At 69.0% G+C, this 24,496-nt stretch carries 23 protein-coding genes; 10 read left to right on the top strand and 13 right to left on the bottom strand.

The annotated features are described in order from the left end of the window. The first annotated feature begins 123 nt into the window (after positions 1-123). Positions 124-876, top strand: a complete 753-nt coding sequence (locus tag IEY63_RS01135; protein ID WP_189067134.1) for an ABC transporter substrate-binding protein — start codon at positions 124-126, stop codon at positions 874-876. A gap of 240 nt (positions 877-1,116) precedes the next feature. Then, on the top strand, positions 1,117-1,914 hold the full coding sequence (locus IEY63_RS01130) for an amino acid ABC transporter permease (RefSeq protein ID WP_189067133.1): 798 nt from the start codon (positions 1,117-1,119) through the stop codon (positions 1,912-1,914). Positions 1,915-2,051: 137 nt separating this feature from the next. Here IEY63_RS01130 and ilvC read toward each other — a convergent pair whose 3' ends face one another. The 9 genes from ilvC to IEY63_RS01085 form a co-directional block, all read right to left on the bottom strand. Further along, positions 2,052-3,062 (bottom strand): ketol-acid reductoisomerase, encoded by a 1,011-nt coding sequence (ilvC, locus tag IEY63_RS01125; RefSeq protein WP_189067132.1) that lies wholly within the window; start codon positions 3,060-3,062, stop codon positions 2,052-2,054. Positions 3,063-3,187: 125 nt separating this feature from the next. Continuing rightward, a complete protein-coding gene (gene ilvN / locus IEY63_RS01120) occupies positions 3,188-3,787 on the bottom strand; it encodes an acetolactate synthase small subunit (RefSeq protein WP_189067131.1) in 600 nt (199 codons plus the stop codon). Then, a complete protein-coding gene (ilvB, locus tag IEY63_RS01115) occupies positions 3,784-5,532 on the bottom strand; it encodes a biosynthetic-type acetolactate synthase large subunit (RefSeq protein WP_229784403.1) in 1,749 nt (582 codons plus the stop codon). Before ilvB ends, ilvN begins: the two co-directional genes overlap by 4 nt. A gap of 301 nt (positions 5,533-5,833) precedes the next feature. After that, entirely contained in the window at positions 5,834-7,537 is a 1,704-nt protein-coding gene (locus IEY63_RS01110; protein WP_189067130.1) for a VanW family protein, read from the bottom strand. Positions 7,538-7,744: 207 nt separating this feature from the next. Next, on the bottom strand, positions 7,745-8,995 hold the full coding sequence (locus IEY63_RS01105; RefSeq protein WP_189067129.1) for an acetylornithine/succinylornithine family transaminase: 1,251 nt from the start codon (positions 8,993-8,995) through the stop codon (positions 7,745-7,747). Between the two features lie 212 nt (positions 8,996-9,207). Continuing rightward, positions 9,208-10,098: a DMT family transporter gene (locus IEY63_RS01100; protein ID WP_189067128.1), complete on the bottom strand. Its 891-nt coding sequence runs from the start codon at positions 10,096-10,098 to the stop codon at positions 9,208-9,210. Beyond that, entirely contained in the window at positions 10,095-10,718 is a 624-nt protein-coding gene (locus IEY63_RS01095; protein WP_189067127.1) for a pyridoxamine 5'-phosphate oxidase family protein, read from the bottom strand. Before IEY63_RS01095 ends, IEY63_RS01100 begins: the two co-directional genes overlap by 4 nt. Then, positions 10,715-11,335 (bottom strand): DJ-1/PfpI family protein, encoded by a 621-nt coding sequence (locus IEY63_RS01090; protein WP_189067126.1) that lies wholly within the window; start codon positions 11,333-11,335, stop codon positions 10,715-10,717. The genes IEY63_RS01095 and IEY63_RS01090 overlap by 4 nt, the downstream gene beginning before the upstream one ends. Next, positions 11,332-11,799, bottom strand: coding sequence for a GNAT family N-acetyltransferase (locus IEY63_RS01085; RefSeq protein ID WP_189067125.1), 468 nt, complete (start codon positions 11,797-11,799; stop codon positions 11,332-11,334). Before IEY63_RS01085 ends, IEY63_RS01090 begins: the two co-directional genes overlap by 4 nt. Positions 11,800-11,817: 18 nt before the next feature. Here IEY63_RS01085 and pdxR point away from each other — a divergent pair, with 18 nt between their 5' ends. The 5 genes from pdxR to IEY63_RS01060 all read left to right on the top strand — a co-directional run bounded on the left by pdxR (position 11,818) and on the right by IEY63_RS01060 (position 16,172). Beyond that, positions 11,818-13,347, top strand: coding sequence for a MocR-like pyridoxine biosynthesis transcription factor PdxR (gene pdxR, locus IEY63_RS01080; protein WP_189067124.1), 1,530 nt, complete (start codon positions 11,818-11,820; stop codon positions 13,345-13,347). Continuing rightward, a complete protein-coding gene (locus IEY63_RS01075) occupies positions 13,344-13,712 on the top strand; it encodes a hypothetical protein (RefSeq protein WP_189067123.1) in 369 nt (122 codons plus the stop codon). The genes pdxR and IEY63_RS01075 overlap by 4 nt, the downstream gene beginning before the upstream one ends. 62 nt (positions 13,713-13,774) lie before the next feature. Further along, positions 13,775-14,206, top strand: a complete 432-nt coding sequence (locus tag IEY63_RS01070) for a hypothetical protein (protein WP_189067122.1) — start codon at positions 13,775-13,777, stop codon at positions 14,204-14,206. Then, positions 14,203-15,366 carry a glutathionylspermidine synthase family protein gene (locus tag IEY63_RS01065; RefSeq protein ID WP_189067121.1) on the top strand — a complete coding sequence of 388 codons (1,164 nt, stop codon included), beginning with the start codon at positions 14,203-14,205 and terminating at the stop codon, positions 15,364-15,366. Before IEY63_RS01070 ends, IEY63_RS01065 begins: the two co-directional genes overlap by 4 nt. Next, positions 15,363-16,172, top strand: coding sequence for an ion transporter (locus IEY63_RS01060; RefSeq protein WP_189067120.1), 810 nt, complete (start codon positions 15,363-15,365; stop codon positions 16,170-16,172). The genes IEY63_RS01065 and IEY63_RS01060 overlap by 4 nt, the downstream gene beginning before the upstream one ends. A gap of 56 nt (positions 16,173-16,228) precedes the next feature. On the opposite strand, the gene IEY63_RS01055 is transcribed toward IEY63_RS01060, so the two are convergent. The 4 genes from IEY63_RS01055 to IEY63_RS01040 form a co-directional block, all read right to left on the bottom strand. Further along, positions 16,229-16,786, bottom strand: a complete 558-nt coding sequence (locus tag IEY63_RS01055; RefSeq protein ID WP_189067119.1) for a cob(I)yrinic acid a,c-diamide adenosyltransferase — start codon at positions 16,784-16,786, stop codon at positions 16,229-16,231. A 92-nt stretch (positions 16,787-16,878) separates the two neighbouring features. Then, on the bottom strand, positions 16,879-18,381 hold the full coding sequence (gene malQ / locus IEY63_RS01050) for a 4-alpha-glucanotransferase (protein ID WP_189067118.1): 1,503 nt from the start codon (positions 18,379-18,381) through the stop codon (positions 16,879-16,881). A gap of 203 nt (positions 18,382-18,584) precedes the next feature. Beyond that, on the bottom strand, positions 18,585-19,895 hold the full coding sequence (locus tag IEY63_RS01045; protein ID WP_189067117.1) for a S1C family serine protease: 1,311 nt from the start codon (positions 19,893-19,895) through the stop codon (positions 18,585-18,587). A 150-nt stretch (positions 19,896-20,045) separates the two neighbouring features. Beyond that, positions 20,046-21,350 carry a S41 family peptidase gene (locus IEY63_RS01040; RefSeq protein WP_189067999.1) on the bottom strand — a complete coding sequence of 435 codons (1,305 nt, stop codon included), beginning with the start codon at positions 21,348-21,350 and terminating at the stop codon, positions 20,046-20,048. Between the two features lie 184 nt (positions 21,351-21,534). On the opposite strand from IEY63_RS01040, the gene ftsE reads away from it, so the two are divergent. Genes ftsE through IEY63_RS01025 form a run of 3 tightly spaced genes read left to right on the top strand, consistent with a single transcriptional unit; the run spans position 21,535 to position 24,490 of the window. After that, entirely contained in the window at positions 21,535-22,218 is a 684-nt protein-coding gene (gene ftsE, locus IEY63_RS01035) for a cell division ATP-binding protein FtsE (RefSeq protein ID WP_189067116.1), read from the top strand. After that, positions 22,215-23,078 (top strand): cell division protein FtsX, encoded by an 864-nt coding sequence (locus tag IEY63_RS01030; RefSeq protein WP_229784402.1) that lies wholly within the window; start codon positions 22,215-22,217, stop codon positions 23,076-23,078. The genes ftsE and IEY63_RS01030 overlap by 4 nt, the downstream gene beginning before the upstream one ends. Further along, positions 23,075-24,490, top strand: coding sequence for a murein hydrolase activator EnvC family protein (locus tag IEY63_RS01025; RefSeq protein ID WP_189067115.1), 1,416 nt, complete (start codon positions 23,075-23,077; stop codon positions 24,488-24,490). The genes IEY63_RS01030 and IEY63_RS01025 overlap by 4 nt, the downstream gene beginning before the upstream one ends. Positions 24,491-24,496 lie beyond the last annotated feature (6 nt).

Genomic DNA, 24,496 nt, shown 5'->3' with positions numbered 1-24,496 from the left:
GGCCTGTCCTGTGACGCCCAGGGCCGCACGCCGCATGCGGTAGAATGCGCCATCAACCACAGGATCAGCCGCCTCCCCCTGCCGTCCACCACGCGTCTGATGCCATTCACCCGAGGAGACCACATGAAAAAAGTTGTTCTGACGCTCGCCGCCCTGAGCCTGCTCGCGACCGCCCAGGCCCGCACGTGGACTGACATCAAGAAGTCCGGCACCATCAAGATCGCCACCGAGGGCGCCTTCCCGCCCTTCAACATCATGAAGGGCAACGTCCTGACCGGCTTCGAGGTGGACCTCGCCAACGCGCTTGCCAAACAGCTGGGTCTAAAGGTTCAGTGGGTCACGCAACCCTTCGACAACCTCCTGATCGGCCTGAAGCAGGACCGGTACGATTTCGTGATCGCCAGCCACGGCATCACCGCCGAGCGCCTCAAGGCCGTGGACTTCACCAACCCCCACTACTGCACGGGCGGCGCGATCGTCACGAAGCCCGGCGGTCCCATGAACGCCGCCGCCCTGAAGGGCAAGACTGTGGCCGTGCAGGTCGGGACCACCTACCTGGAGAACGCCCGCAAGGTGCCCGGCATCAAGGACGTCAAGACCTTCCCCAAGGACACCGACGCGCAGGCTGCCCTGATGGCGGGCCGCGTGGACGCCTGGGTGGGCGACAAGTTCACAGGCATCGACCTCGTGAAAGCGCAGAAGGGCAAGGTCGTGCAGGGTGACCTGCTGTTCAAGGAGCGGATCGCCATGGCCGTCAACAAGGGGAACGCCAGCCTGCTCAAGGAACTGAATGCTGCGCTGGCCAAGTCCATGAGCAATGGCACGTACACCAAGCTCAGCACCCAGTACTTCGGCACGGACGTGCGCTGCAAGTAAGGTCCGCCTGAATCCGCCCCGTTTCCTTCCGAGGAGCGGGGCGCTGTCATGCCGGCCCTCAGCCCAGATCAAGCGAGGAACCCAATAGGCAGGCGCGACTCTGGCGGGCGGCGCAGTGAACCACGTGAATGCGGCGGCCCCTCCAGTCAGGGTCAGCGGACGCCGCGCCGAGTGTGGCATTATCCTGCAAATGCAACCTGGTTCTCTTTGCGCACGTACCGTCCCGTTCCGGAGGCGACCATGACCGCCAAACCTACCGCGCCTCGCGCCAGCCAGCCGCTGGGCGTGGGCGCGCTCCTGCTGTGGCTGGGAGGCGCGGCCACGGCGTTCCTGGTCCTCTTCTGGCTGATCACGCTGATTCTGCGCCAGATGCCGGACCCGATCAGCCCCCGCGCGGACCTGTTCGTGGAGGGCGCGCGCATGACCCTCCAGCTGACCCTGGTGGCGGGCGTGATCGGCCTGATCGTGGGGGTCGTCGCGGGCATCCAGAAAACCAGTGGTCTGTGGTGGGTGCGTGCCCCCGCCAGCGTGTTCATCTGGCTGGTGCGCGGCACGCCGCTGCTGGTGCAGATCCTGTTCGTCTACAACGCCCTGCCGCCCCTGTTGAAAAGCATCGGGCTGGACGTGCAACTGAATGAATTCTGGTCCGCGGTGATCGCGCTGGCCCTGAACGTGGGCGCGTACAACGCCGAAGTGATCCGCGCCGGGATTCTTGCGGTGCCGCGTGGTCAGACGGAAGCCGCCCGCAGTCTGGGCCTCAGTGGCCCGAAGACCATGACGAGCGTGATTCTGCCCCAGGCTCTCCGGATCGTGGTGCCGCCCCTGGTGAACAACCTCGTGGCGCTGCTCAAGGATTCCTCGCTGGCCAGCACGATCGCGCTGCTGGAACTGTCCCTGGCCGGTTCCCGCGTGAGTGCCGAGACGTTCATGCCCATCCCGGTGCTGACGACCATCGCGGCCGTGTATCTGGCGCTGACGACGGTGATGACGTTCTTCACGGATCAGCTGGAGCGCCGCCTGAAGATCGCCTCGCGCTGAGTTGAACGGTCCCTGAGAGGCGCATCCGTGGGGTGCGCCTCTTCCCTGTCCGGTGATCGGCGGCGCCAGCTTCAGTCTGAGCAAATGAGGGGGCCGGTGAGCATCGCTGCTCCCGGCCCCTGCCTGTGTCCCTGCGCTTAGACTTCCAGCGCCTTCTTGTTGATGAAGGGCATCTTGTCGCGCAGTTCCTTCCCGACCACTTCCAGCGTGTGGTCGCGCATCTTGCCGCGCTGCTCCTCCATGAAGGGGAAGCCCGCCTCGGCGTCGGCGATGAAGCGCTCGGCGAACTTGCCCGTCTGGATGTCCTGGAGCACGCGGCCCATCTCGGCTTTCGTCTCGGCGGTCACGACGCGCGGGCCGGTGACGTAGTCGCCGAACTCGGCGGTGTTGCTGATGCTGTGGCGCATGCCCTCGAAGCCCTTCTCGTAGATCAGGTCGACGATCAGCTTGACCTCGTGCAGGGTCTCGAAGTACGCGATCTCGGGCTGGTACCCGGCTTCCACGAGGGTCTCGAAGCCCGCCTGGATCAGGTGGGTGACGCCGCCGCACAGGACGCTCTGCTCACCGAACAGATCGGTTTCGGTCTCTTCCTTGAAGGTGGTTTCCAGCACGCCGGCGCGGGTGCAGCCGATGCCGTTCGCGTACGCCAGGGCGATGTCGCGGGCGTGGCCGGTGGCGTCCTGCTGCACGGCGAAGATGCCGGGCATGCCCGCACCGTCGGCGTACACGCGGCGCAGCATGTGGCCGGGGCCCTTGGGCGCGACGAGGAACACGTCCACGTCGGCGGGGGGCGTGATGCGGCCGAAGTGCACGTTGAAGCCGTGCCCGAACGCCAGGGCCTTCCCGGCGCTGAGGTGCGGGGCGATGCTCTGCTCGTACACCCTGGGCTGCTGCTCGTCGGGGATGAGCAGCATGATCACGTCGGCTTCCTTGGTGGCGTCCTCGATGCTGGCGACGCGCAGGCCGGCCTGTTCGGCCTTGGCGCGGCTGGCGCTGCCGTCACGCAGGCCGACGACGACGTTGAAGCCGCTGTCGCGCAGGTTCTGGGCGTGGGCGTGCGCCTGGCTGCCGTAGCCGATGATGGCGATCAGCTTGTTCTCGATGGGGGCGGTGCTGACGTCGCGGTCGTAGTACATTTTTGCAGCCATGTTCGGGATTCTCCTACAGAACGGGATTCGGGAGTCTGGGCGGACTAGGCGGGTTCAGGAAGGTTGATGGTCGAACGTTGATGGTTGATGGGTTTTCTTTCAACTATCAACTTTCAACCCTCGACCTAGAACAGGTTCGGGACGTGGCGGGCACGTTCCTCGCGTGGCTGGACTTCCAGGGTGGGTTGCAGGGCCTGCGTTTCCCCCTCGTGGTAGACGTGCGCGGGAATGTCGGCGTTGCTGCCGCGCGTCAGGGCGATGCGGCCGGTGCGCATGGTCTCCAGGATGCCGAAGGGGCGCATCTGCTCGATGAAGGCGGTGATCTTGCCCTCGTCGCCGGTGACCTCGAAGGTCAGGGCGTGGCGGCCGACGTCCACGATGCGGCTGCGGAAGTCCTCGGCGATCTGGCGGACCTCCACGCGGCTCTCGGGGGTGATGGCGACCTTCACGAGGACCAGTTCGCGGTCCACGTACTTCTCGAGGCTGTGGTCGATGATGCGGACCACGTCGTGCAGTTTTTCCAGCTGGCGGATGGCCTGCTCGACGACGCCGCGGTCGCCGCTGACGACGATGGTCATGCGGGACACGCCGGGGTGTTCGGTGCTGCCCACCGAGAGGCTCTTGATGTTGTAGCCGCGGCGGCCGAACAGGGCGGTGATGCGGGTCAGGACGCGGGGTTCGTCGCGCACCAGGATGGACAGCAGGTGGTCTTGAACGTCGGTCATGCTTCGCTGGCCTCCTCGGCGGCGTCCTGCATCTGCGCGGACAGGTCGGGGCTCTTGACGGGTTCGGTCTCGATCATTTCGTACAGCGCGGCGCCGGCGGGGACCATGGGGAACACGCCGTGTTCGTGCGGCACGACGACCTCCAGTAGGGCGCTCTTGGGATCGCTGAGCCACGCGTCGATGGCGGCGGGCAGCTCCTCGGCGGTGGTCGCGCGGTAGCCGGGCACGTCGTAAGCGTCGGCGAGTTTGATGAAGTCGGGGTTGCTGTCGCCCAGCCAGACCTCGCTGTACCGCTTCTCGTGGAAGAGTTCCTGCCACTGGCGGACCATGCCCAGGAACGAGTTGTTGATGATGCAGATCTTGACGTTGCGGACGTCGTACATTTTCAGCGTGGCGAGTTCCTGCGCGGTCATCTGGAACCCGCCGTCCCCGGCGATCACGACCGAGCGCACGCGGGGCTCGGCCATGCCCGCGCCGATCGCGGCGGGCAGGCCGAAGCCCATGGTGCCCAGCCCGCCGGAGTTGATCCAGCGGCGGGGCTTCTCGAAGCGGGCGAGCTGCGCGGCAAGCATCTGGTGCTGCCCCACGTCGGAACTCAGGATGTCGTCGGGTCGCAGGCGGTCCACGACGGCCTTCACGGCGTACCCGGCGCCGTACGTTTCGGGGGTGACGGTGCGGCCCTTCCACTCCTGAATCTGCGCGGTCCATTCGGGGCGGGGGGAGGGCTGGGCGCCCTCGGCGAGCAGCAGCGCGGCCTGCCGGGCGTCGCCGCGCACGGGCACGTGGGTGCGGATGATCTTGCCGATCTCGGCGGCGTCGAGTTCCACGTGGATGATCGCGGCGTTCGGCGCAAAGCCGCTGACGCGGCCCGTCACGCGGTCGTCAAAGCGCAGGCCGATGCCCAGCAGCACGTCCGCCTCGCTGATCGCGCGGTTCGCGGCGACGCTGCCGTGCATGCCGGGCATGCCCAGCCACAGCGGATCGCTGCTGGGGAACGCGCCCAGACCCATCAGGGTGGTGATGACCGGGATGTCCCAGGCGTGCGCCAGGGCGGTGATCTCAGCGCTGGCGTCCAGGCTGCCGCCGCCGGCCATGATCACGGGCTTCTTCGCGCTGCGCAGCAGGTCCAGGGCCCGCTCGATGCTCTCGGGGCTGGGGGCGGGCGCCTCGGGTCGGGCGTGCGGGGAGGGGATCTCGCCGTGGAAGGCGGCCAGCTGGATGTCCTTGGGAATGTCCACCAGCACCGGGCCGGGACGGCCAGAACGGGCAATGCGGATGGCCTCGGCCACGATGCGCGGCAGGTCCTCCACGTCGCGCACCACGTAGTTGTGCTTCGTGATGGGCAGGGTGATGCCGGTGATGTCGGCCTCCTGGAAGGCGTCGGTGCCCATCAGGTGCGACGCGACGTTCCCGGTGATCGCCAGCAGGGGCACGCTGTCCAGCATCGCATCGGCCAGCCCGGTCACGAGGTTCGTGGCGCCGGGACCGCTGGTGGCCATGCAGACGCCGATCTCGCCGGTCGCCTTGGCCCAGCCTTCGGCGGCGTGCGCGGCGCCCTGCTCGTGGCGGGTCAGGACGTGCCGCACCTCGGGGTAGAAGGTCAGGGCGTCATACACAGGCATGATGGCCCCGCCGGGGTACCCGAACACGGTGCTGATGCCGTGGTTCGCGAGGGTCGCCCACAGGGCCTTCGCGCCGGTCATGTCGCCCCGGTGAGGGGCGTGCTGCTTGCCGTTGTCTGCCATGGTGTCCTCCGTGCCCTGCTGAGCTTTCTGCTGTGAAAAACCCCCACCCGAGTGTGGGTGGGGGTGTGCGGGTCAGCGGTACGCCTAGCCTCGGACTCCCCCGATGCTAAGAATTACCACCACAAGTGCCGCGCTCATGCCTTCACCATAGGCCCCACGCTGAACCTGGTGCAAGGTGCGTCTAGACTGCCGGGCGTTCCGGCGCGGGGAACAAACGCACGTTCGGCAGGCCGTGGGGGCATAGACACGGGCGGGGAACGGACCATCCGATCCATTCCCCGCGTTGTCCACTGCGTGGCGTTCAGCCGCGCGGGCCGGTCTCGTAGACGGCCTGCCAAGCCTTGTAGACGGTGCTGACCTTGTCAGTGCGCACGCCGCTGGCGTCCTTGATGGTGCGGGTGATGTACAGGCTGTAGCCGTCGGCAGCCCAGTCGACCTGCCGCATAGTACCGGGGCGCAGGGCCGCGTTCACCACGTACTTGGGGGCGGGATGGGGAACGCGGGCGGTGATGACCGCCGGGCTGATGTTGACGGTCCGCTTGGGTTTCACGCCCCAGACCTCCACGGTCAGGGTGCTGCGGGCATTGTCGTTGCGGGTCTTGATCAGGATGGGCGCGGTGGTGTCGTTCTTCATGCGCAGGTCCAGACCCGGGTCGTACACGGCGGCCTCAAAGCCCACCTGCGGCTCGTAGTAGCCCACGCGGTAGGAGTGCTGGTTACGCTCAATGACGGGCAGGCCCGCCTGGTACAGCGCGCGAAACGTGGTGGTGCTGACCTGGCACACGCCGCCACCCAGCCCGTCCACGGTGCGGCCGCCGCTGATGATCAGGCCACCCACGAAGCCGTTCGAGGCGTCAATGCCGCCCAGGCTGTTCAGGAAGCTGAAGACCTCGCCAGCCGGGACCACGGAGCCGTTGATCTTCGCGGCGGCGTTGGCGACGTTCGTGCGGCGCGCGGCGCTGGAGTGGTAGTACGTGCTGGTGCCCACGGCGATCAGTTCGAGCTTGTCCGCAGCGGGCAGTTTGTCGATGGTCAGGGTGGGCTGGTCGGCCTTGCTGGGGAACACCACAGTCCTGACGCTGGGGTCAAGCACGGCCTTACGGAACAGCGCGAAGGCCGCGGCGCGGTCGGTGACCAGACCGGCCTTCTCCTTGGCCTTGACCAGCTTGCCGCCCTGGAGGACGTACCGGGCGTTCAGGGCGGGCTGGTCCACGGCGTCGGTCAGGCGGCCGAACGCGGCCTTGAGGGTCGCGTCGTCCGGCTCTATGCCGGTTTCACGCACCCAGTACAGGTCCGCGACCTGGAGGGCGGTCAGGCCACCCTTGCGGGTGGTGCCGTTGAGCGTCACGGTGAAGGGCCGCGCCAGGGCGTTCCCCTGGGCCACGTAACTGTTCAGGGTGGCGGCCGTGAGTTTCGCAGACGTGGCTTTCACCGTGACCGTCAGCGCGGTCAGGTCGGGGTTCGCGACGTACGTGTTGACGGCGCCAGTCACGTCAGGGCTCAGGCCGGGCGCGTCGGGTTTCACGGCGTAGCGCTTGCTGACCTTGTCGAAGTAGACACTGGCGTTCTTCGGGGCGGTGTTCAGCCCGGCGGTCAGGGTGGTCAAGGTCGCTTTGGCTTTGGCGCCGTCCACGGCGGCAGTCAGGGGGATGTCCTGGGTGGGGGCCTGTCCGATCATGCCTTGGAGTTTCTGAAGGACGCCGCGGTCCTGCGTGATCTTCACTGCGGCGTCTACACTGGTTGCCGCGTCGGCGTGCCAGCCGAGTTTATCGGCGCCGAGTGTCCAGGTGTTCTTTCCGGCGGTGACGGTGACCTGCGGGGGGGTGGCGGCGCGGCTGCCCACGGCAGCCAGCGCCTGTTCGCGGGTCATGCCACCCACGTCGGTGCCCGCGATGCGCAGGCCCGGGGCGAGGGTGGCGGTGTTCTGAGTGGCGGCGACGGCGAGCGCTCCCCCCACGAGGAGAGCGACGGTTCCTGCGGTGATTCCTGCGGCCCAGACCTTCATCGACAGGCAGTGTAAGGAAGTTCACGCGTCAGCGATTGCAGATTCTGCACGTTCGCCAGACAGGTAAGGCTTCATGAAGAGCTGGGCACACGTAAGGTCCACCGTCGTCCAACTTGACAGGACGGCAGAGAGTGCAGGATCGCCCGGCCAGAGCAACAGCAGCAGGCCGCCCCGCTGAGCATGTGGGGCGGCCCGGGCGGATTGGGATTATTCCGTCTGGGTCTGTTCCTTCTGCGCGGCAGCCAGTTCCGCCTGACGCTCAGCGCGGGGATTCACGCTGTTCAGGACGCGCTCGAACGCGGCGACCACGGTATCGATCTGCTCACGGCTGATCGTGACGGGCGGCAGGAAGCGCACGACCAGCGGCGTCGCCTGGAGGGTCAGCACGCCCTCCTCGTGTTCCAGCGCGTGGATGTACGGGGCACTCTTCTCCTTGAGTTCCACGCCAATCATCAGGCCCAGGCCGCGCACCTCGCGGATCTTGGGACTCTGAATCGCGCGGAGCTTTTCCATGAAGTACGCACCCTTCTCGCGGGCCTGCTCGGCCATGCCCTCGCGCTTCATGGCGCGGATCGCGGCCACCCCGGCCGCCATGGCCAGTGGGTTCCCGCCGAACGTGCCGCCGTGCCCCCCGGCGGGCATGCGGTCAGCGACCTCCTCAGTCATCACGAACGCGCCGATGGGCACGCCACCCGCCATAGCCTTGGCCAGGGTCATGCCGTCGGGAACCACGCCGTAGTGCTCGGCGGCGAACATCTTCCCGGTGCGGCAGAAGCCGGTCTGGATCTCGTCGAGGATCAGCAGGGCGCCCTTCTCCTGCGTCAGGCGGCGGGCCTCCTGGATGAATTCGGGGCTGGCGGGCCGCACGCCGCCCTCCCCCTGCACGGGTTCGAGGATCACGGCGGCCGTCTCGTCGGTGATTGCGGCGCGCAGTTCCTCGATGTTGCCGTACGTCACGAAGTCCACGTTGCGGTTGTCCACGGCCTCACCGAAGGGCTCGCGGTACTTGGGTTCCCACGTGAACGCCAGCGCGCCCAGGCTGCGGCCCGAGAAGCCGCGCTTCATGCTCACGAAGCGCTTGCGGCCCGTGGCGGTGATGGCGAACTTCTTCGCGGCCTCCATCGCCTCGGTGCCGCTGTTGCACAGGAACACTCGGTCCATCCCGGCGGGGGTCACGCCGACGAGTTCGCTCAGGAATTCGGCGCGTTTGTCGTTGGGGAGGCTCTGGGGCATGACGAGCAGCCGCTCGGCCTGATCCTTGATGGCCTTCACGACGTCCGGGTGGCAGTGGCCGATGTTCGCCACGCCGTACCCGGCGACGCAGTCGATGTACGAGCGGCCCGATTCGTCCCAGACGACGCTGCCCTGCCCGCGGGTCATGACGACCTCGTGCTTGCCGACCACGCGGCTATCAAACTTCAGTTCGGCTTCGAGCCACTTGCTCTGGGTTGAGGTCATGCGGGGGTCCTCCGTGCGGGGGTGGAAAAGGGGCGGGGTGATCGGAACGGGCCGCGCCGGGGCGCAGGCGGGATGGGACAGTGTAGGCCCTGCGGCCCGACCAGGTGCCCGGGTGTCCAGAGGACACGATCATGGCAGCTGCCAGGAAGAATGAGGATTACTCCTGGCATTCGGCAAGTTAGCCACGCTGGCCAACCTGAAGTGTTGAGCGGTCAGGAATCAGGCCGGAGGGTGGCAGGCCCAGGCTTCACGCGGGGCGGCAGGTTGATCAGCCCCAGCCCCGCCAGCACAATCAGCACGCCCAGCACAGACAGCGCCCCGACGGGCTCCCCGGCCAGCGCCGCCCAGCCCAGGCCCCAGACGGGCAGGGCGTACGTGACGGCGGTGACCTGGGTCGGGCTGACGCGCGCCAGCAGGCCGTAGTACAGCAGGTACGCCAGTCCACTGCCGACCACCCCCAGGAAGGCGACGGCGCCCACGGCGGTCAGGGTCAGCGGGGCGGGGGCCGGGCCGAAGAGCGCGACCGGGAGCAGCATGACGCTGCTGAGGCCCAGTTGAGTGGTGGCCAACCCCACCGGGTTCAGGCCACCCAGGGTGCGTTTGGCGATGGTGGTGGCGACCGCGTACCCCAGGCTGGCGAGCAGCAGGATAATCACGCCGTGCAGCGTGGCGTGCCCGCCGCCCAGTCCGCCGGACACCGTGAGGGCCACGCCGCCCATGCCCATCAGCACGCCGCCCAGCGTCAGGCCACTCAGGCGGGTGTCGCGCAGGGTCAGGCCGATCAGGAGCGCGAACAGCGGCGTGGTCGCGTTGATGATCGCGGCGATGTTGCTGCTGACCGTCTGCTCGCCCCACGCGAAGAACGACCAGGGAATCACGTTGTTGAACAGAGCCACCAGCAGCAGCGGTTTCCACAGTCGGGCGGGCGGCAGGGTGTGGCGACCCAGCCGCAGCGCGAGCAGCAGCACCGCCGCCCCGAACACCGATCTAAGCAGCGCCACCCACACGGGCGGGAACACCTCGCCGCTCAGGCGGATGAGCAGGAACGACACGCCCCAGAAGGCCGACAGCAGGAACATGTCCAGCGCGTCGCGGCGGGTCACGCGCGGCTCCCCGGCACGAACGGCGCGGCGAGTTGCGCGGGCAGCGCGGGCCAGCCGTCCTCCTGCGCGGCCCCGTCCGCCCAGTTCTCCTTGCCGCTCCAGCGCTCGATCCTCAGGGCGTAGACGGCGGTGCGGGCCAGATCGGCGTCCGTGATGGGCCGGGTGTGCGTCCCCACGAGCAGGCCGGGGAACACCCGTTCGCTCAGGGTCGTGAGGGCCGCGCGGGCGTCCTCGCCATGCAGGACGCGTGCTGTACCGAACACCACGGCGCTGCGGTACTGCACGCTGAGTTCCAGCGGGGAATTGCTGGGCAGCAACGCGCCGGTCTCGGTCACCTCGAAGGTCGCGGGGTGCCCCTCTGACTCTGCCTGTTCGGTGTTCGCCCGCAGGCGGCCCACGACGTTCGTGTGGTACACGAGATCACGCGACTCGGGCCGGAACGCGAAGGCCAGCGGCGTCACGAAGGGCCACACGCGGCCGTCCTCGCCGCGGTACACAGTCGCCACGCGGCCCAGCGGCACGCGCAGCAGCAGCGCCTCGATCCAGGCGTCGTCCCGGCGGTTCTGCGGACGGCGGCTGAGGCTGGGGTCACGCTGAGCTGGATCATAGAAACTGCTCATGGGTTCACCCCGTCCAGTAGTCCCTGGCCTGTCCAGCGGAATTCCATCTGGCGGGCGGTGCGGTCCGCCAGCGCGCGCGAGTGCAGCCGCTCGACGAGGTGCAGGGTCATATCGATCCCCGCGCTGATGCCGCCTGACGTGACCACCGCGCCCGAGTCCACCCAGGCGACGTCCGGCACGACCGTCAGCGCTGGGAACTGCGTCTGGAGGTCGGCCTGATCTTCCCAGTGGGTGGTGACACGTAAGCCGTCCAGTAGGCCCTCAGAGGCCAGCAGGAACGCGCCGGTACAGATTGAGGCGAGGACCTCTACCCGCGCGGCCTGCGCCCGCACCCACTCGCGCACGCGTGGGTCGGCCAGTGGCGTGTCCATCACGCCGCCGGGCACGATCAGCACGTCCATCGGCGGATGATCGTCCAGCGTGGCGTGCGGCAGGACCCGGAAGCCCCCGCGCCCAACCGCCGGGGCATCGGTCGCGCCGATCAGGACCGGCTGGAAGGGCGCCGCCTCGCCGTCCCGCCCGGCCAGTCGCGTGGCGACACTCAGGACCTCGAAGGGACCGCCCAGGTCGAGGACCTCGATGCCGTCGAAGATCAGAATGCCGACGGTGCGGGTCATGTCGTCCCCCGACCCAGCGGGAGGCTGAAGTGGTGGGCGGTGACGTTCATCCCGGCGCGGTGGTACAGGCGGTGGGCCGCGTGGCGGGTCTCCCCCACTCCGGAGTCGAGGTGGAGCTCCGCGCAGGCCAGTTCGCGGGCGCGGGCTTCGAGCCAGTGCAGGAGCGCGCGGGCGTGGCCGCGTCCACGGGCGTCGGGGAGGGTGCTCAGGTCGTCCACGTACAGCGTGCGTCCGGCGTACAGCAGGTGCATGACCCGGTACCCGGCGACGGCGGCAGCCTCCTCGCGGCCCGGTTCGAACGCGCCGACCAGGGCGTAGCCCTCGGGCGCGGTGGTGCTCAGGAAGGCACGCAGAGCGTCCGGCGTGACGGTGTGGGGCGAGTCGGGCCGCAGCGCGCGCAGGGCCGGGAGAGCCAACTCGGCCTGCGCGGGCGGGATGGGGCGGAGGTCGCGGAGCTCGGACATGGGCGTACACTACGGAGCATGGTGGCCCCCCCGATAGCTCCACTTTCTGCTGATGCCCGGGGGCCACTGCCCGCCCGGACGGACGAGCTGCCCTTCCCGCTGGACCTGCGCCGTGACCAGACGGAGGCGCTGCACGCACAACTGGCGCGGCAGATCCGCGAGGCGGTCCTGTCGGGGCTGCTGCCGGGCGGTACGCCGCTGCCCGGCACGCGCACGCTGGCGCGGACGATGGGGGTCACGCGCGGCGTCGTGGAGACGGCGTACGCGGAACTGCTCGCGGACGGCACGGCGCAGGCCCAGGTGGGGCGCGGCACCCGCGTGCGCGACGAGACGCCCACGCCCGCCCCGGAGGTCCCGGTGGGTGGGGCGGGCGTGCCGGCGTGGCTGCCCGACGCCCCGCCCCTGCCGGTGGACGGGCCGGGCGTGCGGCCTGGACTTGATTTCCGGGTGGGCGTAACCGGCACCGCCACCCTGGACCGCCGCGCGTGGCGGCAGGCCTGGGCAGACGCGGCGCGCGAGGACGTCAGCGGCGACTACGCCGACCCGGCAGGCGAGCCCCGGCTGCGCGTAGCCCTGGCGGCGTTTGTGGGACGGCAGCGCGGGCTGGGCGCACAGGCCGAGGACGTCCTGGTGACGGGCGGGACGCTGCACGCCCTGAACCTGATCGTGCGCGCGCTGCTGCCCCCGGGTTCCGGGGTGCTGATGGAGAATCCGGGGTACCGCGCGGCGCGGCAGGTGCTGCTGGACGCCGGGCACGAGGTCATTCCCGTGCCAGTGGACGCCGACGGCCTGATCGTGAACGCGGACACGCCTCCTGCGCGGCTGGTGTACGTGACGCCCAGCCACCAGTTTCCAATGGGGGGCCGCATGTGCCTGCCCCGGCGGCTGGCACTGCTGGAGTGGGCGGCGCGGCATGACGCGCTGATCGTCGAAGACGACTACGACGGCGAATTCCGCTACGGCGCGCCCCCCCTGCCGCCGCTGGCCGCGCTGGCCGCGCAGACGGGTGCGGGGGGACGGGTGCTGTACCTGGGCACGCTGAGTAAGGTCCTGACCCCCTCGGTGCGCACCGGGTTCGTGGTGGCGGCCCCGCCGCTGCTCTCGCGCCTGGTGCGGGCGCGGACACTGCTGGACTTCGGGCCGCCCGTGCAGGTGCAGGCGGCCCTGACGCACCTGCTGGGCAGGGGGCACGTGGACCGTCACATCCGCCGCTCGCGCCGCTGGCACGCGCAGGTCCGCGCGGCGCTGACGGGGGCGCTCACTGGCATGGACGGACTGGCGCACCTGGGTGGCATCGAGGCGGGGCTGCACGTCTGCCTGCACCTCCACCCGGCGCTACCGGCCCCAGCCGTGGCGGCGGAACTGGCCGCGCAGGGCGTACACGTCGCCACGCTGGACACCTACACGCTGGGCGAGGCCCCGAACGCGCTGCTGCTGGGGCATGGGGGCCTGAGCGCCGCGCAGGCGGGCGCCGGCGGGCGGGTGATCGCGCAGGTCGTGCGAAGTTGTGCAACCCGAGCCGGACTCGCGCCGTACTCTGACGCATGAGCAAGTCCTTCACCCTGCCACTGATGGCGGCGCTGCCCGTCCTGCTGGCCTCCTGCGGGAACGACCTCGACCGGTATTCCCGCACCACCTACAGCAGCTACGAGCAGTGCCTGATCGCCAACCGCGTCCTGATCGACCGGGGCCTGAGCAACCCCTGCGTGTACCGCACGGGCGGCGGCTACTACGGCCCCTACGTGCGGGTCGTGAGCGGCACCACCCGGTATGTCGGCTACGACCGCCTGGGCAAGGTGTCAGGTTCGGGCCTGACCTTCGACAGCAAGCGCGGCTCGTACGGCAGCTTCAAGGCGCCCGTCAGCCGTGGAGGCTTCATGTCCGGCAGCCGCTCAGGCAGCTTCGGCGGCTGAGTCCGTCCACATCGTCCTTCCGCCCTTTGCGCTCACCTCCACTGGCGCGCGCCGGAGCCCCCATGCCCAAAGAATTCAGCCTGCCCCTGATGACCGCCGTCCTCCCCGCCCTGATCGCGTCGTGCGCGAACCAGCCCGCGCAGGGGGTGAACCAGCCGTACGCGCAGTACGGCGCGCTCGGCGCATCGGCCGCGCCCGTGCAGACCGTTCAGGCTCAGACCGTCCCGGACGGCTGTGAACTCGAACTCGACTGCGACAACGACAGCGTCAAACTGAAGTCCGGAAAGAAGAGCACGACCACCAAGGTCGCCCGGGCGGTCGCGGCCGATGTCGCGGCCCGGGCCGCCACCCGCTCCACGCCCACCTCCTCCAGCCGTCCAGTCGCCCGGGCAACGTCGACCCGGACCTCCATGAACGCGGCGTCCAGCGTGTCGCGGGGTGGATTCACCACGTCGGCCCGCGCGAGCAGCACGGGCAGCGGGTTCGGAGGATGATCCGGCGGACCGTCACCCCCCGGCCGGACTGGGAGGCGCGGATGCGCGAGGTGGGCTTCACGTGGTTCGCGCCCACGCCCGAGCATCCGGTGCCGTACTGGAGCGAGGACGGGTACTACGCCTTCACCGCCGCACAGATCGAGCAGATCCGGTCCGCCAGCCAGGAGCTGACGACCCTGGTGCTGGAGGCGACCGGGCACGCCATCGAACGCGGGCGGCTGGCGGAACTGGGCATTCCGGCATTCCTGCACAGCGCCGTGCGGGACTCCTGGGAGCAGGATGATCCGACGGTGTACATGCGCCTTGACCTCGCCTACGACGGCCATGGGGGCGTGAAACTGCTGGAGGTGAACGCGCAGACGCCCACCAGTCTGCTGGAGGCGGCAGTCAGTCAGTGGCAGTGGCTCGAAGACCAGCAGGCGCGCGGCGAGCTGCCGGCCGGGGCGACGCAGTGGAACACGATTCACGAGGGTCTGACCGAGCAGTGGGCGCACCTGAAGGCCGCGCGTGGCCTGACTGAGGTGGCGTTCAGCAGCGCCCGCGTGGACGAGGACGCCGCGACCGTCACGTACCTGCGGGAGCTGGCCGGGGCGGCAGGATTGCGCACGTCGTTCATCTTCACCGAGGAGCTGGGCACCAGCCCGACGGAACCGTACCTGCTGGACACCTGGAGCCTTCCCATCCGGCATCTCATGTGGCTGTGGCCGTTCGAGTTCGCGTGGGAGTCCCGCGACTCGGCGTTCCTGGCCAGCACCGGCACCCGATTCATCGAGCCGCTGTGGAAGGCCGCCACGGGCAGCAAGGGCCTGCTGGCGCTGCTGCACGAGCTGAATCCCGGCCACCCACACCTGCTGCCCGCGACCCTGACGCCCGGCGCGCTGGGGAGGGACGTGGTGCGGAAGCCGCTGTACTCCCGCGAGGGGCAGAACGTGCAGCTGCCCGGCGAGGCCAGCACGCCCGGCGCGTACGCCGACCTGCCCGTGGTCGAGCAGGCGTACACCGAACTGCCCACCGCGCACGCCCCGGACGGCCCGCGTTACCCGGTGCTGGGCGTGTGGATCGCCGGGGACGAGGTGTGCGGCCTGGGCATCCGCGAGGGCCGCTCGCGCGTGACGGACAACCGCGCCACGTTCGCCCCGCACGTGGTGCTGCCGGGATGACCGCGCCGCCCTCCTTTCGGGAGAAACTGCACTCGTTCCTGGACCCCAGTGACGGCGCAGGACCAGCTGAACGGGCCTTCAATGCGCTGCTCGTCACGCTGATCCTGCTGACCATCGCCGTGACGATCGCGGGCACGGTCCCCGAGGTGCAGCGCGAGTACGGCCGCGCCATCCGCCTCTTCGATTACCTGTGCGCGCTGGTGTTCGGCCTGGAGTACCTGGGGCGGCTGTACGTCACGCCGCTGCGCCCCGGCGCGGACGGCAGCGCCCGGTCGTACCTGCGCTACGCGACCTCGCCGCTCCCGCTGATCGACCTGCTGGTCCTGATCTCGCTGATGGTGCCCGCCACGACTGCTCTGGCCAGCCTGCGCGGTCTGCGCCTGCTGAAACTCCTGAGTCTGCTGAAACTGGGCCGCTACTCGGACTCGCTGCAACTCATCGGGCGGGTCATCCGCCAGCGCGCCGGGGAACTGCTCTCCACGGTGCTGATCGTGCTGGTCCTCGTGTTTATCGCCGCCAGCCTGCTGTACCAGGTGGAATCCAGCGCGGGCACCAAGGGCTTCGAGAGCATCCCGCAGGCGCTGTGGTGGGCGGTCGTGACCCTGACCACCACCGGGTACGGGGACGTGTACCCCGCCACGCCGCTGGGCAAGGCGGCGGCCGGGCTGATCATGCTGTTCGGGGTGGGCATGGTGGCCCTCCCGGCGGGCATGATCGCCAGCGGCTTCGCCGAGGAACTCTCCCGCCTGCGCCAGCAGGAAACCGTGGCGGCCTGCTGCCCGCACTGCGGCAAGGCGCTGGAGTAATTCAGAACCGCAGGGGGGCGACCGCGTCTGCATGTCGACCCCTCGCCTTCAAGCTCTCAGCGTCGGCCCTTGACCAGCCACGCGTGTTCCCCGATCCCGGCGGCCTGGTTCGCGGCGCGGGCCATGACGAACAGCAGGTCGGACAGGCGGTTCAGGTACACCTGCACGTGGGCGTTGGCGTCCTCCTCGTGCAGCAGGCGGATCACCTCGCGTTCGGCGCGGCGGGCGACCGTGCGGGCCACGTGCAGGCTCGCGGCGACCGGGGTGCCGCCGGGGTGTACGAAGCCCGTGAAGGGCGGGGCGCTCTCCTGGTAGCGGTCGATCATCGCCTCGATGAACGTGACGTCCTGCTCGTCCATGCGGTTGATCTTCTTCTCGTACGTGGTGCCGCTGCGGGTGGCGAGGTCGGCGCCCACATCGAACAGTGCGTTCTGGAGGTACTCGAGGTCGGCGTCCATCTCCTGGCTGGGGCCGTGCGCGCGGGCCAGGCCGATGGCGCTGTTCAGTTCGTCGACGGTGCCGTACGCTTCCACGCGGATGTTCGCCTTGCTGACGCGGTCCGCGCCGTACAGGCCGGTCGTGCCGCCGTCCCCGGTCTTGGTGTAGAGCTTCATGGCCCACAGAGTAGTGGATGGTCAAAAGTTGATGGTTGAGAGAGGGTCGTCGGACCTCCTGTCAACCATCAACCTTCAACCCCTGACGGTGTTTACCGGCCGGTCGCCTCGGTCAGTTCGCGGACCTTCTGCGCGAGGTCGGGGCGCAGGTCGGCGGCGAGGTAGCGCCACGTCCAGTTGTGGTCGCCGGTGGTGCCGGGCAGGTTCATGCGGGCCTCAGTACCGAGGTTCATGACGTCCTGGAGCGGCACGACGGCGAGGTTGGCGCGGCTCTCGAAGGCCAGGCGGGTCAACTGCCACGCGAAGGTCTCCTCGGTGGGGTTGCTGCTGGTGTACACGCGGAAGTTGTGCCGTTCAAGTTCGTCAGCGTTGCGCCACCAGCCGCGCGTGGTGTCGTTGTCGTGCGTGCCGGTGTACACCACCTGGTTCTCTCGCAGGTTGTGGGGCAGGAAGTCGTTCACGCTGAAGTCGCCACCACCGAATGCGAACTGAAGGACGGCCATGCCGGGGAAGCCGAAGTCGTCGCGGAGTTTCTCCACGTCGGGCGTGATGACGCCCAGGTCCTCCGCGATGATCGGCAGGGTGTCCAGGGCCTTACGCACGGCCTCGAACATCTCGTGGCCCTTGGCCGGGACCCACTGGCCGTGAATGGCGGTCTCGGCGGGGAACGGGATTTCCCAGGAGGCCGCGAAGCCCCGGAAGTGGTCGATGCGGATCACGTCGAACAGTTTCAGGCTGCCCTGGAAGCGCTTGATCCACCACTGGTAGCCGTCTTTGTCCATGACGTCCCAGTTGTACAGGGGGTTGCCCCACAGCTGGCCGGTCTCGCTGAAGTAGTCCGGCGGGACGCCCGCGACGACGGTGGGCTGGCCCTGGTCGTCGAAGTAGAACTGGTCGCGGTTGGCCCAGGCGTCGCTGCTGTCCATGGCGACGAAGATCGGGATGTCCCCGATGATCTCGATGCCCTTCTCGGCGGCGTAGCGGCGCAGGACCGTCCACTGGCGGAAGAACAGGAACTGGATGAACTTCACCCGTTCGATGTCTTCCTTCAGGCGGGTGCGGGCGCTGTCCAGCGCTTGGGGGTCGCGGTCGCGGGTGCCGGCCTCCCAGGCGTTCCAGGGGAGGCCGCCGTGGGCGTTCTTCAGGGCCATGAACAGGCCGTAGTCGTCGAGCCAGTCGGCTTCCTCGGCCTTGAAGGCGTCAAAGTCGGGCTTGAGGTGCTGGGCGTCGCCGAAGGCGTAGCGGGCGTAGGCGCGTTCGAGCATCTGGTTGCGCCAGATGTACTGCTGGCCGAAGTCGACCTTGCCGGGGTTGAAGTCGGGCAGGACGTTGAATTCGGTGTCGCCGAGCAGGCCGTGTTCGCGCAGGGCGTTCAGGTCGATCAGGTAGGGGTTGCCTGCGAAGGCGCTGAACGCCTGGTAGGGGCTGTCGCCGTACCCGGTGGGGCCCAGGGGCATGACCTGCCAGTATTTCTGGCCGGCCAGGGCGAGCCAGTCGACGAAGGCGCGGGCGGACGCGCCCAGTTCGCCGATGCCGAAGGGGCCGGGGAGGCTGGTGGGGTGCAGCAGGATGCCGCTGGAGCGTGGGATGGTCATGACAGGGGACTCCTCCGGTGGAACGGGCGTGGAACGGAAGTGGAAGTGATTCCAGTTATCGGTTCAAATACTACAGTCCCGTACCGTACCCGGCATAGCCGCGCGGCTTTCATCCCCGCTCATGTGCCCAGACAGGACGGACACCAGCAGCAGAACGGGGCGGGCTCCCACCACCGGGAGCCCGCCTTAAACAGGGCTGACTGTTACTGACCCTGCGGGTCCTCACGCTGCGCGGCCGCCGCCAGATCGAAGGCCTTCAGGGTGACCTTCACGTCCCGCTGCTGTCCATCGCGGATCACGGTCAGGGTGATCGTCTCGCCGATCTTGCGGCTGATGATCTGCTGCGGCAGTTGCTGGACACTGGTGATCGGCTGGCCGTCCACGGCGGTGATCACGTCCCCGGGCTGGGTGGTTTCCGCACCGGTGGAATTGTCCACTAGGGTGCGGCTGCCTTTCAGGCCGGCGGCGGCGGCGGGGCTGCCCTGGTACACCCGGCTGATCAGGACGCCCTGGTCCGGCAGCTTGGCCTGTTTGCGCTCGGCGGCGCTCAGGTTGGCCACGTCCGCGATGCCCACGCCCAGGCTGGGCGTCTGGATCACGCCTCCCTTCCCGGCCTGCAACTCTGGCAGGAGTTTCTTGACGGTGTTCACGGGAATCGCGAAGCCCACGCCGGCGCTCTGGCCGATCCCGCCCGTGAGAATCTGGGTGTTCACGCCGATGACCTGCCCGGCGCTGTTCAGCAGCGGGCCGCCGCTGTTGCCGGGGTTGATGGCCGCGTCCGTCTGGATGACGCTCTGCTCCACGCCCTTCGTGCCGACCGCGACCTTGCGTTCCAGGCTGCTGATGATGCCCTCGGACACGCTGAAGTCCAGGCCGAACGGGGCGCCCATCGCGATGGCCTTGAGGCCCACGTCCAGCTGATCACTGTTGCCCAGAGGCAGCGGCTTGATCTCACTGCTCGGCACGCCCTCGACCCGGATGAGCGCCAGGTCGAAGTCGGGCGCGCGGGCCACGACCCGGGCCTTGTAACCCTTGGTGTTGCCGTGCAGGTGCACGGTGATTTCACTGGCGCCCTCGACCACGTGGTTGTTCGTGATGATGTCCCCGCCGGACGTCACGAAGAAGCCGCTGCCGGTGGCTGTCGCCCCCTGATTCTGCCCGCCGCCGTCGGGCAGGCCGAAATCGAAGGGCAGCTGCTGCTGGAGCCGCTGGCGCAGCTGCGCCTGGGCGCTGCTGTTGTCGCCTTCCTTGACGGTGATCAGCACCAGGCCGTCGCGGCGGTCCTTGACGACCTGCACGGTGTTCGCCTCGGATTCCGTGCGGGCGCGCGAGGCATTGAAGCTGGGCTGCGCCAGCGCCTGCACCATCTGGCCCTGCGCGCCCTCGCCTGACGTGGTCTGCGTGGCCTGCGCGGTCACGCTGGCGCCGCTGCTGCGTTCGCGGATGTCGTAGCCGACCAGCCCGCCGAGAACTAGGGAGCCCGTCAGTGCCAGGATGGAGAGGGTCTTGTTCATGCGCGCAGTCTGGTGCGCGCGGGTTACACGTCGGTTAAAAACCGTGCAGGTCACCTTGACCAGCGGCCCGGGCTCAGGCACGGCGCCCCCGGGCACAGCAGGGGGGGCGGTCCCCCACCGGAGAACCGCCCCCCCCTGCTGTGCCGGGCCTTACTGGCCGAGCACCTCAATGGCCTTTTTCAGGATGGCGTCGGTCTGCACGTCCACGACCGCCTCGCCCTGCTGGGCGCTGCGGGTGGGACGCTTGATCTCACCGGTGTACGTGAACTTCCCGTCCTTGTCGGCGGTGACGGTCACGGGTTTCCCCTCGACGGTCAGGGTGAGCTTCTCGCCGGGTTTCACGCCACTGCCGGTGAAGTTCACGGGCGTGGTGTAGCGGGTGTCCTTGACCACAACGTCGGGCGTGATGCCCTTCTTGTGAATCTGGCGGCCCTTGGGCGTCAGCCACTCGTTGCTGACGATGGCGACCTTGCCGCCGTCGGGCAGGTCGATGGGCGTCTGGGCGACGCCCTTGCCGAAGGTCTGCTCGCCGATGATCTTGGCGCGGCCGGTGTCCTGAAGGGCGCCGGATACGACCTCGCTGGCGCTGGCGCTGTTCTTGTTGACCAGCACGACCAGCTTGCCGGTGTAGTCGGAGGCGCTGTTGGTCGCGCGGCCGAACACCTGGGTGTTCTTCGCGCGGTCCCGCAGACTGACGATCGGGCCGCTCTGGAGGAACTGGTCGGCCACGTCCACGCCGGCATTCAGCAGGCCGCCGCCGTTGTCACGCAGGTCCAGGATCAGTTTCTGGACGTTCTTCTTCTTCATGTCGGCCACGGCGGCGCGGAACTGCTCGCTGGCCTTCTCGTTGTAGAAGGTGTTCAGGGCGATGTAGCCGATGTTGCCGGGCAGCACGGTCTGTTCCACGCTGACGATCTGCACGGGCTGGCGTTCCATCTTCGCGGTGTAGGGCTTGCCGTCACGGGCGAAGGTCACGGTGACCTGGGTGCCCTTCTCGCCACGCACGAGCCGCACGATGTCGTTCAGCTTGGCGCCCGTGACGTCCTTGTCGCCGATCTTCAGGAACACGTCCCCGATCTGCACGCCCGCCGTGGAGGCCGCGCCGGTCTTGAACACGTTGTCGATCTTGCCGCCGGTGCCGTCGGCGTTCGCGGCGACCAGCGTCACGCCGATCCCGAAGAACTCACCCTGGAGGTTTGCGGCGTCGATGGCGTTGTCCTCGGGTTCGCTGTAGTACGTGAATTCGTCTCCCAGGCTGCCCAGCGCGCCCGTGATCGCGCCGCGCAGGACCTTCTCCTGATCCACGGGTTGCAGGTAGTACCGGTTCAGGTCGTTCAGGACCTGTAAGAAGCTCTTGCCTTCGGCGCTGCTGCTCAGGTTCACCGGGGTGTACCCGCCCAGCTGCGCGTAGGCGACGGCGGCAGTCGCGGTCAGCGCCGCCCCTACGACGGTCATGCGTTTGGCGTTCACGCCGCTCAGAATAGAGCGGCCCGGTGAAACGAACGTAAGCGTTCCCGGCATCCGCGCGCCGGGGGTCGGCAGGGCTTTCATGGCGCGTGCACGCCGCTGGGCTATCCTGTGCCGCAAGCATGACCAACTGCACCCACTTACCGTCGCTTGACCCTGCGGGGGAGGCGGCGTGATTGATTTCAAGCACGTGACCCTGGAGTACCCGGTCACCCGGACGCTGGCCCTGGACGACATCTCCCTGACGATCGGGAAGGGAGAATTCGTGTACCTCGTGGGGCACTCCGGCGCCGGGAAGAGCTCGTTCATGAATCTGGTGCTCAAGCGGGCCCTGCCCAGCCGGGGCGAGGTGCGCGTGGCCGGTGAGCCCCTGTCCGCGTACCGGGGGCGGCGCACGTCGCTGCTGCGCCGCCGTATGGGCACGGTCTTTCAGGACAACCTGCTGCTGCCGCACCTGAATGCGTTCGACAACGTGGCGTTCGCGCTGCGCGTCACGGGCGTCCCGCAGCGCGAGTGGCCGCCGCGGGTCACGGCGGCGCTGCGCACCGTGGGCCTGGAACACAAGAAGTACGCGCTGCCCCTGCACCTGTCCCTGGGAGAGCAGCAGCGCGTGGCGATCGCGCGGGCCATCGTGGGCAACCCGCCCCTGCTGCTGGCCGACGAACCCACAGGGAACCTCGACCCGGACAACAGCCGCGAGGTCCTGAAGGTCCTACAGAACGTGAACCTGCGCGGCACGACCGTGATCGTCGCCACGCACGCCCGCGACCTCGTGGAGACCTTCCGGCACCGCACGCTGACGCTGCGCAAGGGCAAACTGGTCCGCGACGATCCGTACGGGGGGTACGCGCTGTGAAGTACCACTTGAGGCAGGCGCTGCTGGCCATGCGCGGCAACGTGACGGCCACCCTGGCCACCCTGATGACCATGACCCTGACCCTGCTGATGCTGGGCTTCGTGCTGCTGCTGACCCTGAACGTCAACCGCACGATCGAGCAGCTCGAATCCCAGGTGGAGGTCGCGGCGTTCCTGAGACCCGACGCGCAGGACACGGCCCTACTCGGGCAGGTCCAGGCCATTCCAGAGGTGCGCAACGCGCGCCTGGTCACCAGTGAGGAGGTCCTGACCGAGATGACGCAGGACTCCCCGTTCGCGCGGGACGCCGCCGCGCTGGTCGGCAACCCCTACCCGGACACGCTGCGCATGCGCGTGGCGCGCATCGAGGACACCCGCAGCGTCGCGGCGAAAGTGTCCGCGCTGCCGGGCGTGGAGTCCATCGAGTACGGCGCGGGGTACGTGGATTCCACCGTGCGGACCCTGAGCGCCGTGCGGCTGGCCGGGTACCTCCTGGTGGGCCTGCTGCTGCTGGGCACCCTCTTCAACATCCTGAATGCCGTGCGGGTCGCCATGTACGCCCGCCGGGACGAGATCAGCGTGATGCGCCTGCTGGGCGCCACGCGCGGCTTCATCCGCATGCCCCATGTCCTTGAGGGCCTGATGGTGGGCGCCCTGGCCGCCGCGCTCGCCCTGGCCCTCCTGATTCCCGCGTACCTGAGCCTGTCGCAGCGCGTGCAGCAGCTCGCCCCGGTCTTCCCGGTCGTGCGGGACCCCGGCACCCTGGCGCCCCTGCTGGGCGGCGTGGCCTGCCTGGGCATCCTGATCGGGCTGCTGGGCAGCATCTTCGCCACCCGCCGCTACCTGCTGGAGCTGGAGTGAACGCAGGTCGGCCCGCGCGCGTGGCGCTGCTGACCCTCCTGCTGGGCGCCGCGGCCGCACAGGACACCAGCGCCCGGCTGGAACAGCTTCAGCAGCAGTTGCAGCAGCAGCGCCAGCTGAGCGCGCAGAAAGCGCAGGAACTGGAGACGCTGCGCGCCCGCATCCAGAACCTCAGCGCGCAGCAGCGCCAGACGCTCGCGCAGCTGGATGACCTCGCGGGCCGCACCGCCACGCTGGAAAACGAACTGGCCACCGTCACGGCCCGCGTGGCCCTGGCCGAACGGCAACTGGCCGACACCACCGCGCAGCTGAACGTCACCCGCGCGCGCGTGGAGCGCCTGCAGGGGGACGTGCGGGAGGTCATGCAGCTGATGTACCGCCAGCGCAGCGGACAGTACCTGCAACTCCTGTCCCAGGCGCGCAGCCTGTCGGACCTGCTGATCCGCCTGCGGTACTCGAACATGGCCGGCGCGTACCAGACGGAGGTGCTGGCCGGCCTGCGGGATCAAGTGGCCGCGCTGCACGACCAGGAGCGGGTGCAGCAGCAGCAGGCCACGCAGCTCAAGGCCTTGCAGGCCCAGCGCACCGATAAACTCCGGGCGTTACAGACCCAGCGGGCCCGGCAGACGACGCTGCTGGCGCAGCTGCGCGCCAGTGAGCAGGGCCAGCGGACCCTCGCCACGCAGAAGGCCGCCGAGCAGGCCCTCGCGGCGCAGCAGGTGGATCAGCTGTTCGGTCAGGTCGTTGCGGAACGGGCCCGGCTGGAAGCCGAACGGCAGCGGCGCCTGGAGGAGGAGCGGCGCCGCCGTGAGGAGGAAGCCCGGCGGATCCGTGAGGCGCAGGAACGCGCGCGGCAGGAAGCGCTGCGGCTCGCCCAGTTGCGGCAGGCTCAGGCGGCCGCAGCGGCCCGGCAGGCGCAGCAGGCGCGCGCCGCTCAGCTGCAACGGGACCAGCAGGCCCGGGCCGCGCAACTCCAGCGTGAGCAGCAGGCGCTCGCGCAGCGGCAGGTGCAGGTGCAGCAGGCGCAGCAGCAGGTCGAGCAGCAACTGGCGCCTTTGCCCGTCCTGACCGGCCCGCTGGGCTTCCCACTGCCTGGCGGGCGCGTGCAGGCCCCGTACGGGGCGAACGGAACGCCCTGGGTCGTGCTGACTGGCGCGCAGCAGGCGGTCGCCGCGAACGAGGGCAACGTCCTGGCTGTCACGTTCTACGCGTCACTGGGCTGGGTGATCCTGGTCGATCATGGCAGCAGCGTCACCGCGTACCTGGGCCTGCGGGACCCGGTCGTCAGTGTGGGCAGCCGCGTCGCCAGGGGCGCGCCCCTCGGATCGGTGGGCGGCAGTTCCATCATCGGGCCGGGCAGCATGGGCTTCCAGCTGCGCCAGGGCGGACAGCCGGTCTCCCCCGGCTTCTGAGCCTGT

Source organism: Deinococcus radiotolerans, from assembly GCF_014647435.1.
Taxonomy (GTDB): Bacteria; Deinococcota; Deinococci; order Deinococcales; family Deinococcaceae; genus Deinococcus; species Deinococcus radiotolerans.
The sequence above is the reverse complement of the archived record's forward strand: the minus strand, read 5'-3'. Positions and strand labels throughout refer to the sequence as shown.